The sequence below is a fragment of the Bacillus sp. SIMBA_008 genome (assembly GCF_046535495.1).
GTDB classification, from domain to species: domain Bacteria; phylum Bacillota; class Bacilli; order Bacillales; family Bacillaceae; genus Bacillus; species Bacillus subtilis.
In genome coordinates this window covers 1,029,607-1,037,490 of record NZ_JAWRWL010000001.1, presented here as the reverse complement: position 1 = coordinate 1,037,490, position 7,884 = coordinate 1,029,607, and the positions used below count along the sequence as shown (strand labels likewise).

Sequence of the window (7,884 nt, the reverse complement as noted above, 5' to 3'; positions counted from 1 at the left end):
TCCAATTTTTACCCTTAAGGTATTTTAGCATATTTTAGGGAACTCTCTACTAAATTGAGATAAAATTGTTGTTTTATTTAGATGCCATAATAAAAAAAGCGTCCTAATTCCAGTTGCCGGTACGCTTTCTTTCTTAATATATAAACATTAAACGACTACGTGCATTCTCTTGTAAATTCAACCCTTCCATATTTAGATATTTTAATATTCAAAATTTATTCTTTCCACCTTTACTTATATATGGAAATTGAGTATTATTTACCTATGTGAAAAATAGTTAAAAAGTAACACGAAAGAGGTTGTTAAATGAAAAAGTTTTTTGTTACTTTTCTTGTGCTATTCTCCGTAACAGGTTGCACTAGTAAGTATTCTCTAATTACCTTGTCAAATGATGACTGCAAAACAAACTGGGGATTATGTACTGTGTTCCCAAGTAAAGAAGTTAAACTTTATTCTCCAAAGAGTCCTATAAAGGTAGCTGTATTAGATAGTGGAATTAATAGCTCTATGTCTATTTTTGAAAATAGTTCAATAACCTCATATGATGCTATAAAAAATAATTCCACTACAAAAGATTCTTTAGGCCATGGTACAGCCATAGCGGGTGTTATTATGGCTCCTTTAAATAAACAAACAGTTCAAGGAATATCTCCTCAAGTGAGATTATTCGATGTTAAGGTTCTTAATGATAAAGGAGGTGGTGAAGTCAATGATGTAATTAACGGTATCAATTGGTGTATTAAACAGGATGTTGACATTATCAATCTCAGCTTTGGCTTTCAAAAAGACGACAAGGGATTAAGAAATGCTATCAACAAAGCAATTGAGAAGGACATAATAGTAATCGCTTCTGCTGGCAATACATTAGGTCTTTCAACGGATTATCCGGCAAAATATAAAAATGTTATATCTGTTTCCTCTATTGATAAAAACCTTAAAAGAGATCCATTTGCAGCAAAAGGTAAGATTGACTTTGTTGCACCAGGCGTTCAAATTCCTGTTTTCAATCCCAAAGGCGAAGTAAAAACCGTTAATGGAACATCATTTGCAACAGCTTTTGCAACAGGTGTTGTAGCAAATATTCTTTCTGAAAATCCACATTTTCAAAGAGAAGATGTAATTAAAAGCTTAAAGAGCACAGCCAAAGATTTAGGAAAAATAGGCCCTGATCAAGAATATGGTTATGGTTTAATACAATTCCACTCACAATAAAATAAAAAGGAGAAATAAATTGAAATATTTTATTAGCTTTTTACTCGCAGTATTTGTATTTTATAGCGTAGGAACAGAGTTTGTTTCTGCAACAACAAATCAAAATATCAATGAAGAAGAATTAATTGATACTGATGAAACACCAACAGAAGCAATTGACAGTGACCAAATTGATTCAGAAACTGAAGAGATATTTGGGGAATCTATTGATGACAGTAATGTTGAATTAGAAAGCGACATAAATGGTAATGAAGCAACAATCCAAACAAATATTGAAACAGATGATTTATCTGTCGATGGTGAGTTAGAACTAGATTTAGACACAAGTAGTATGGTTGTCTCTGCAGAAGCAGAAGATGATTCTGGAGAAGTTTTCAATGGAGAATTTAATGTTGAATTACAAGATATAAATGATGATGGAGATTTCATTGCAACTGTAACTGATACGAAAACTGGGGAAGAGTTTAATGTAAATACTGCTGAAGTACATGCATCTTGGTACCCACTAGTTTGGATTGCTATCGTGGTTGCACGTATAGGTATAAAACAAGCTATTAAAAAATTCGGCAAAACTAGTGTTAAACAAGCAACCAAAAAGTATGGAACTAAAACATCTGCTTCAAAAGCTGTCCGTAAAGTTAGTATGAAAAATTTAGACGACCACTACCGTAAGCACAAAAAAGAATTTGGCAACATTACGAAATCCCAATATCTAAATAAAGCTCGAACTTTTTTAGGAAAAGCAACTAGCAAAACTGTTCTTGAAAAAAGAAGCAAGAAAAAATTTGGTGGCAATTATCGTTATTATAAGTATAATAAGAAGACCAATGAATTCTTATCTGTAGAACGACAAGGGAATAAAGATACTATAATAACGTACTTTAAGCCAAAACATCCAAATAAAAAAGCTGGTTATAATTATTATAAAAATCAATAGGAACTATATATATTAAAGAGGGATTGCTATGACTAAATTATATACATGTTTAATTTGCGGATATAAAGGATTAAGTGAAAACCCATTAAACAATGATGGTGAGTATCAAAAAACATTTGAAATCTGCCCTTGTTGCGATTTTGAATACGGCTACAGTGAAGATCATGACGTAAGCTTAGGTTTTATTGTAACTCCAGATTATTTAATTGACGCTGCAATTCAGTTATACCGAAAACAGTGGATTGAGAATGGAATGAAAATTGCAAATCCTGAAGATATTCCAGAAGAATTAAGAAACGGTGACTGCTTAAAATTTGAGGTTTTGTTAAAGCAATTGAATAGCCTAAATCTCGATACAGAAAACTTTGAAATCAAGGGATTTAATGGTTATTAGGCCGCTTCAAGCCCCCGGTATGGGGGCTTTCTTATTATTGTAAAGACTATCAGAAGACTGTTTAAGTATTAATATCATTGATTATTCTTTCTCCATATTCCCCTGACCAACACTTCAACTTCTTTAACCTCAACTGTTTGCTGCATCACATCCCTCCTTTTTGTTTTTCGTGTATCAAGCTTGTACAATGACATCATCAAGCAATTCAACATAGATCAATTCTTACCTGAAGGTGAATATCACCCAAACTATAATGTCGCTCCTTCACAAAACATCCTGACAATCATTAACGATGGATCCAATAACCGTCTGGGCAAGCTTAGATGATGTCTTATCCCTCCTTGGGCTAAAGATGAAAAGATCGGCTACAATATGATTAATGCTCGTGCCGACACTGGCCGAGAAACCAAGCTTTCGAAAGCCACTTGTCAGCAAACGTTGTATCATACCCGCTGGCAGGTATACAGAATACCGTTCTGCATTTTCTTCGCGAGCTTCCACCCACTCATAGTCACCCACCGTCCAGAAACGCGGTGAAGCTTGACCCTCGCTGTCTTGATATTTCAACTCTTGCTGAAGTTCTTTTAAAAACTGAATATCTTGATTCATTCATTTCCTCCTATCTGTTTAAAATCTCGATTTTAAGTTAACTTTAAAGTAAATGTCTTGAGAAATTCCCCTTTAATTGGTAATCTGGCACCTAGGATCATACAAAGAAGGTGATACCTTGAAAAAAATAATCGGAATAATTGGATTAATTGCTTCCTTAATTGTGCAAGGATTTTCAGCAAGCGGTTCGTTGACTCATGAGATTGCTATGGCTTGTCTATTTGTATTTCTAATAATTTATAATTTTGAACATGCTAAGGATTTCTCTAAAAAATCTCTAATTGTTTTAGGAGCAATCTTTATAGCTCTAATGCTAGGTATTTATCAACTCATTTCCTTTAGCGGTGATTACTTTGATAGGCTTGACTTAAATATTGGACTTATCATCTTACTTGAGATCGCTTTGATCATTGTTTTGGTATCTATTGCAGTAAATTTAATGAAACTTATTGCGAATTGGTTAAGGAAAACACCTCATGGTAAAGAGTCTTAACTCTTTGCCTTGTGGTCTCTTATGTATGAAATCAAATGCTTTCCCTAATTCCTTCTCTTCTGTTACCGCTGAGTAATAACAATTACTTGGCCAAATCTTATATTGCATATAAGGATTAATCAGTCGAGATCATTAAGGGATCAAAATATGGCCAAATAAAAAAACGATGGATGCTCCATTTCCATTAAAAAGACAAGATTGAATATATGTAGTACTTCACTCAGAGCATTTTGCTTATTAAGGCTATAATAAGTGTTCGTATTAATTTTTCCTGTTACGATAACGGTCAAAAACTTCGAGCATAACCATTATATGTAACTGAAATGCAGGTATAAGAGCTATTATATAGGGATTTAACTACCAATATATAGGGGGTATATTAACATCCAAATACTCAAAAACAAGAACAAAAGTGCTCATAGCACCTCTATTTCCACACCCTCCCCAAATTTACATTTTCCTAATATCGCATAAAATCGTCCTTTTCACTTCGTAATCGCTATCGTAAAAGCCTATAATTTCAATGTTTTTCCCTCTTCAAATCTCTTCTTATTCATCAATATTTGCTTAAAATACCCCCTTCCCCTTACTCCCACTTATGTTTTACGATCGTTTGCCCTCTATTCACTAATTAAAGTGTCAAAACCCTTATGTTTACTGACTTTTTTAGTTCTTTAAAAATTTTTACGATACGCATGTTAGAGGTGTACTATACGATTTGTCGGTTTTGGGTGACGATTTAACAGAGAAATTTAATGCACTTCTAACTTTTTTAACTGCAATGGGTATCATTGTTGATCCAACGACTCAAGGTATTTATGATAGTGAACAAGCAATGGATTATGATTCACCGAGATAACCCCCTGCCCTTCTCTTAATTGAGGAGGGTATTTTTTTCGCTTTTTCAAATGAAAAAAATTGCAGAAAACTTTACATCCTTTTACAATTTTTTCAATGACTATGTTATGATTGTTTTCGAGAGATTTTTGAAATTTTCAGAAAGAGGGGTTTGAATGAGTAAGATCGCTTCTGAAGTTGTCGCTACTACACTGAATGACTGGTACATTGCTATAAAAAAACAAAAGGTTGATGAATCAATAAAATATTATTCAGAGATAAAGAAACTTTTTGATGAAATGGAAGAAGATCAAGAAGTTCTTGCGTATTACAGTCTATTAGAAGAAAGACATAAAATGTTGCTGCATTCCTCACGAGGAGAACCTTTACAAAAACACACCTATTTTACTGAAGACAATCAAAACTTTATTAAAAAAACAAATGATAAATTAGAATACAACTTTTATTTATTTGAAGCAATGTATGAGGCATACAACAAAAACTATGATCGAGCAATCAACTTATATGGATTAGCTGAGAAAAAGCTTGCAGAAATTCCAGATGAAATTGAAGCAGCTGAATTTTACTCTAAAGTCTCTTACTTATATACTCTTGTTAAACAAAGCATTGTGGCACAACACTATATAAAAAATGCAATTTCAATATATAAGCGACACCCTGATTATAAATGCAAACTAGCTACATCAACAATGATTGCAGCTGCAAACTATGCTGATATGAAACGATTTGAGGAAGCAGAAAAATATTATTTAGAAGCAATTGATATTGCAAAAGAAACAAAAGATGAATTTTTGAAAGCTCAATTATATCACAACCTCAGTATCGTTTATTCTGATTGGAACAAACCTGATAAATGCATTAAATCTCTTGAAAAAGCAATAGGAAATGAATCTTGGTTAAATTCTATTTATTATATAAATTCTTTATTCATGATGATTAAAGAACTCTTTAAAATTGACGAAAAAATGAAAGCCATTAATTTTTACAATAAAGCACAGGAAAGACTCATATTAATGGAGAATAAAGTATACGAAGCCAAAATTAGCATCTTATACAACCTTTATTGTGGGGAATTAAAAAATAATTTCAATAACTGTATTAGTAATATTGAGTTTTTAAAACAACAAAATGAACTTGAAAGTGTAGATGAATTGTCTTACATAGCTGCAAAAAGGTTTGAATCAATAGGTGCTTTTGAAGAAGCAACCAGCTTTTTCAATGCGAAAATTTGGGCTGAACAGAAAATGAATCAGGTGGAGGGAATCTTATGAAAAAACTTGTGCTTTGCGTATCTATTTTAGCTGTAATTTTAAGTGGAGTAGCTTTAACGCAATTGAGTACAGATTCACCATCTAACATCCAGGTAGCTGAGAGGCCTGTCGGAGGTTAAAAAAGGTTGATTAATTTATTTAGCCCTACTCAAACATTTGAGTGGGCTTTTATTTTATGATTTATGTCCACCAGTCAGCCCTGCTCTGTGAAGCGCAGTGCCAGCAGATGTATAAGAAACTGCTCTAAGAATCGCTTTCGATCCGTATTTACTTCTAATCCCATCCATTACAAACCCAAGTTTCCTTCTCTTTTCATTATCCACTTCAAATAAACTCAACTGTTGATTAACATCATCCTCAATATTTGATAACGTAACTGAGATACTTCTTACTGTTTTACCCGAGTAAAACTTATCAAACAGCATCAAGCAACATCTATATATGTCCATCGTGATATTTGTGGGAAGATCTATTGTTTTGGCTCGGTGAAATCCACCACCAAGATCATCCTTACTGTATCCAATACCCAGGCTGATTGTTCGACCAGCTTTGTTGTGTGTACGTGCCCTTCTTGCGACTTCTTCGCAAATTTCCAAAAGAACAGCCTTAATCTCTTCTCTCCTTATATAATCCCTCAGTAAAATCTGACTCTTACCAAAACTAATCTGCCCTTGCATCAAAGGAGCTCCTATTTCTGATAAATCGATTCCATGAGCATGATAATACAACTGGTTTCCCATTATTCCGAACTTCTTTTCAAGCAGCTCTAAAGGAAATTTAGCTAACTGACCTACAGTTGATATTCCCATCCGATTTAGGTTTCTTTCCATCCTCCCTCCTATCCCCCACATTTTAGACAAAGGGCGAACCTTCCAGAGTTTATTTGGTACATCTTCATATCTCCAACGTGCAATGCCACTCTTTGTTTTCTTACTCTCCAGGTCAAGTGCAAGCTTACTGAGTAGCATATTGTCTCCAATACCAACTGTGCACACCAAACCAAATTCTCTCCACATGCTGCTTTGGATTGCTTTGGCCATTTCTTCAGGATCTTCTTTTCCTGCATCTAAAAAAGATTCATCAATTGAATACGTGTGGACACATTTCTCAGGAACAAATCTGTAAAACAGCTTTGTAATTTCAGTTGAAACTCTGATGAAAAGCTTCATTTGTGGATTTACAATGTGTATTCTTGGATCTTCAGGTATCTCAAATAGTCTCGATCCTGTTTTGATTCCAAAATCTTTTTTAAGTGCAGGAGATGCAGCTCACACTACACTTCCCTGTCTCTCCGTATTTCCTACAACTGCAAGGTAGCATGTTAAAGGATTAAGTCCCATTGTTACAGCCGATACAGAAGCATAGAAGGATTTCATATCGACACAAAGTATATTCTTACGTGGAAATTGTGAGTAATCAATCATTGTATGTAACTCCTATGATGTTATTCATGTTGATATATTCTGTTTTGTCATGCTGATCTTTTACATGAAGCCTGTGTTGTTCAAAATTAATGTAATGGACTCTGAATGTTCTTTATTCAATATAAATAAGAACAAAAGTTCGATGTAAATGTTGGTAATAAAATATAAAGGTCAATAATGATATACGTAGTATTAATAAAGGAGAGATTCTTATCGACAAGGGAGAGTGAGATGGTGAATGAAGAAGAGGTTAATTGGATTTTTGATTTTAGTTCCTGTTTTGATTATATCGGGTATTACTTTAATCGAATCAAACAAAAAAGCACCTGAAGAAGTTTTAGAAAGTGCTTGGGATGAATTTGGTTTATTTAGTTTTCAAATTGGAATAACAGATCCGGCAATTACAATTGGCATGGATCAAACCAAAAGTGAAGCAAAGCTCCGTGAATATTTAGAACATAATCTGTCAAGAGAAGCAAAGGAAAAATATAAGATTTATATATTCAAAGATGATATTGATAAATTGGAGAAAGAGCATCGAGAGTATTTGAAAGCAAATAACCCTAATAAGTAAAACGCCCAGCACTTTTATTAAGCTGGGCGTTAGTTCGTACCTATTTTCTAAAGCCCGGAGAGAAGAGTTCTAAATTGTACCTAAGGAATGTCTATTAAGAATATCTTAATAT

The 7,884-nt window shown here is 33.6% G+C and carries 8 protein-coding genes and 3 pseudogenes; 9 read left to right on the top strand and 2 right to left on the bottom strand.

Annotation, left to right across the window (positions count from 1 at the left end):
• Nucleotides 1-306: 306 nt before the first annotated feature.
• From SB658_RS05720 to phrK, 8 genes and pseudogenes are all read left to right on the top strand, one after another.
• Nucleotides 307-1,212 (top strand): S8 family peptidase, encoded by a 906-nt coding sequence (locus SB658_RS05720; protein WP_032725934.1) that lies wholly within the window; start codon nucleotides 307-309, stop codon nucleotides 1,210-1,212.
• A 19-nt stretch (nucleotides 1,213-1,231) separates the two neighbouring features.
• Nucleotides 1,232-2,149 carry an SAR2788 family putative toxin gene (locus tag SB658_RS05715; RefSeq protein WP_050496043.1) on the top strand — a complete coding sequence of 306 codons (918 nt, stop codon included), beginning with the start codon at nucleotides 1,232-1,234 and terminating at the stop codon, nucleotides 2,147-2,149.
• A 28-nt stretch (nucleotides 2,150-2,177) separates the two neighbouring features.
• Nucleotides 2,178-2,543 carry a hypothetical protein gene (locus SB658_RS05710; RefSeq protein WP_029318057.1) on the top strand — a complete coding sequence of 122 codons (366 nt, stop codon included), beginning with the start codon at nucleotides 2,178-2,180 and terminating at the stop codon, nucleotides 2,541-2,543.
• A gap of 180 nt (nucleotides 2,544-2,723) precedes the next feature.
• Nucleotides 2,724-3,018 (top strand): annotated as a pseudogene (locus tag SB658_RS05705) (SOS response-associated peptidase family protein); the annotation flags it as partial.
• A gap of 252 nt (nucleotides 3,019-3,270) precedes the next feature.
• Nucleotides 3,271-3,645, top strand: a complete 375-nt coding sequence (locus SB658_RS05700) for a YoqO family protein (protein WP_021481445.1) — start codon at nucleotides 3,271-3,273, stop codon at nucleotides 3,643-3,645.
• 718 nt (nucleotides 3,646-4,363) lie between these two features.
• The gene (locus tag SB658_RS05695) at nucleotides 4,364-4,504 is read left to right on the top strand and encodes a phage holin (protein WP_250635109.1); all 141 of its coding nucleotides are present in this window, start codon (nucleotides 4,364-4,366) and stop codon (nucleotides 4,502-4,504) included.
• A gap of 154 nt (nucleotides 4,505-4,658) precedes the next feature.
• A complete protein-coding gene (gene rapK, locus SB658_RS05690; protein WP_124048206.1) occupies nucleotides 4,659-5,774 on the top strand; it encodes a response regulator aspartate phosphatase RapK in 1,116 nt (371 codons plus the stop codon).
• Nucleotides 5,771-5,893 (top strand): phosphatase RapK inhibitor PhrK, encoded by a 123-nt coding sequence (gene phrK / locus SB658_RS05685; RefSeq protein ID WP_004399440.1) that lies wholly within the window; start codon nucleotides 5,771-5,773, stop codon nucleotides 5,891-5,893. The genes rapK and phrK overlap by 4 nt, the downstream gene beginning before the upstream one ends.
• Before the next feature lie 54 nt (nucleotides 5,894-5,947).
• Here phrK and SB658_RS05680 read toward each other — a convergent pair.
• Nucleotides 5,948-7,198, bottom strand: a pseudogene (locus tag SB658_RS05680) (Y-family DNA polymerase).
• Nucleotides 7,191-7,307 (bottom strand): annotated as a pseudogene (locus SB658_RS05675) (YolD-like family protein); the annotation flags it as partial. The pseudogenes SB658_RS05680 and SB658_RS05675, both read right to left, overlap by 8 nt.
• Before the next feature lie 129 nt (nucleotides 7,308-7,436).
• On the opposite strand from SB658_RS05675, the gene SB658_RS05670 reads away from it, so the two are divergent.
• Complete coding sequence (locus SB658_RS05670; protein ID WP_124048204.1) at nucleotides 7,437-7,772, top strand: YolC/YozM family protein; 336 nt, start codon at nucleotides 7,437-7,439, stop codon at nucleotides 7,770-7,772.
• The last annotated feature ends 112 nt before the right edge of the window (nucleotides 7,773-7,884 follow it).

What these genes read in the sequence shown, in the direction of transcription:
- SB658_RS05720 (WP_032725934.1), top strand. Translation starts at nt 307, where the DNA reads ATGAAAAAGTTTTTTGTTACTTTTCTTGTGCTATTCTCCGTAACAGGT.
- SB658_RS05710 (WP_029318057.1), top strand. Translation starts at nt 2,178, where the DNA reads ATGACTAAATTATATACATGTTTAATTTGCGGATATAAAGGATTAAGT.
- rapK (WP_124048206.1), top strand. Translation starts at nt 4,659, where the DNA reads ATGAGTAAGATCGCTTCTGAAGTTGTCGCTACTACACTGAATGACTGG.
- phrK (WP_004399440.1), top strand. Translation starts at nt 5,771, where the DNA reads ATGAAAAAACTTGTGCTTTGCGTATCTATTTTAGCTGTAATTTTAAGT.
- SB658_RS05670 (WP_124048204.1), top strand. Translation starts at nt 7,437, where the DNA reads ATGAAGAAGAGGTTAATTGGATTTTTGATTTTAGTTCCTGTTTTGATT.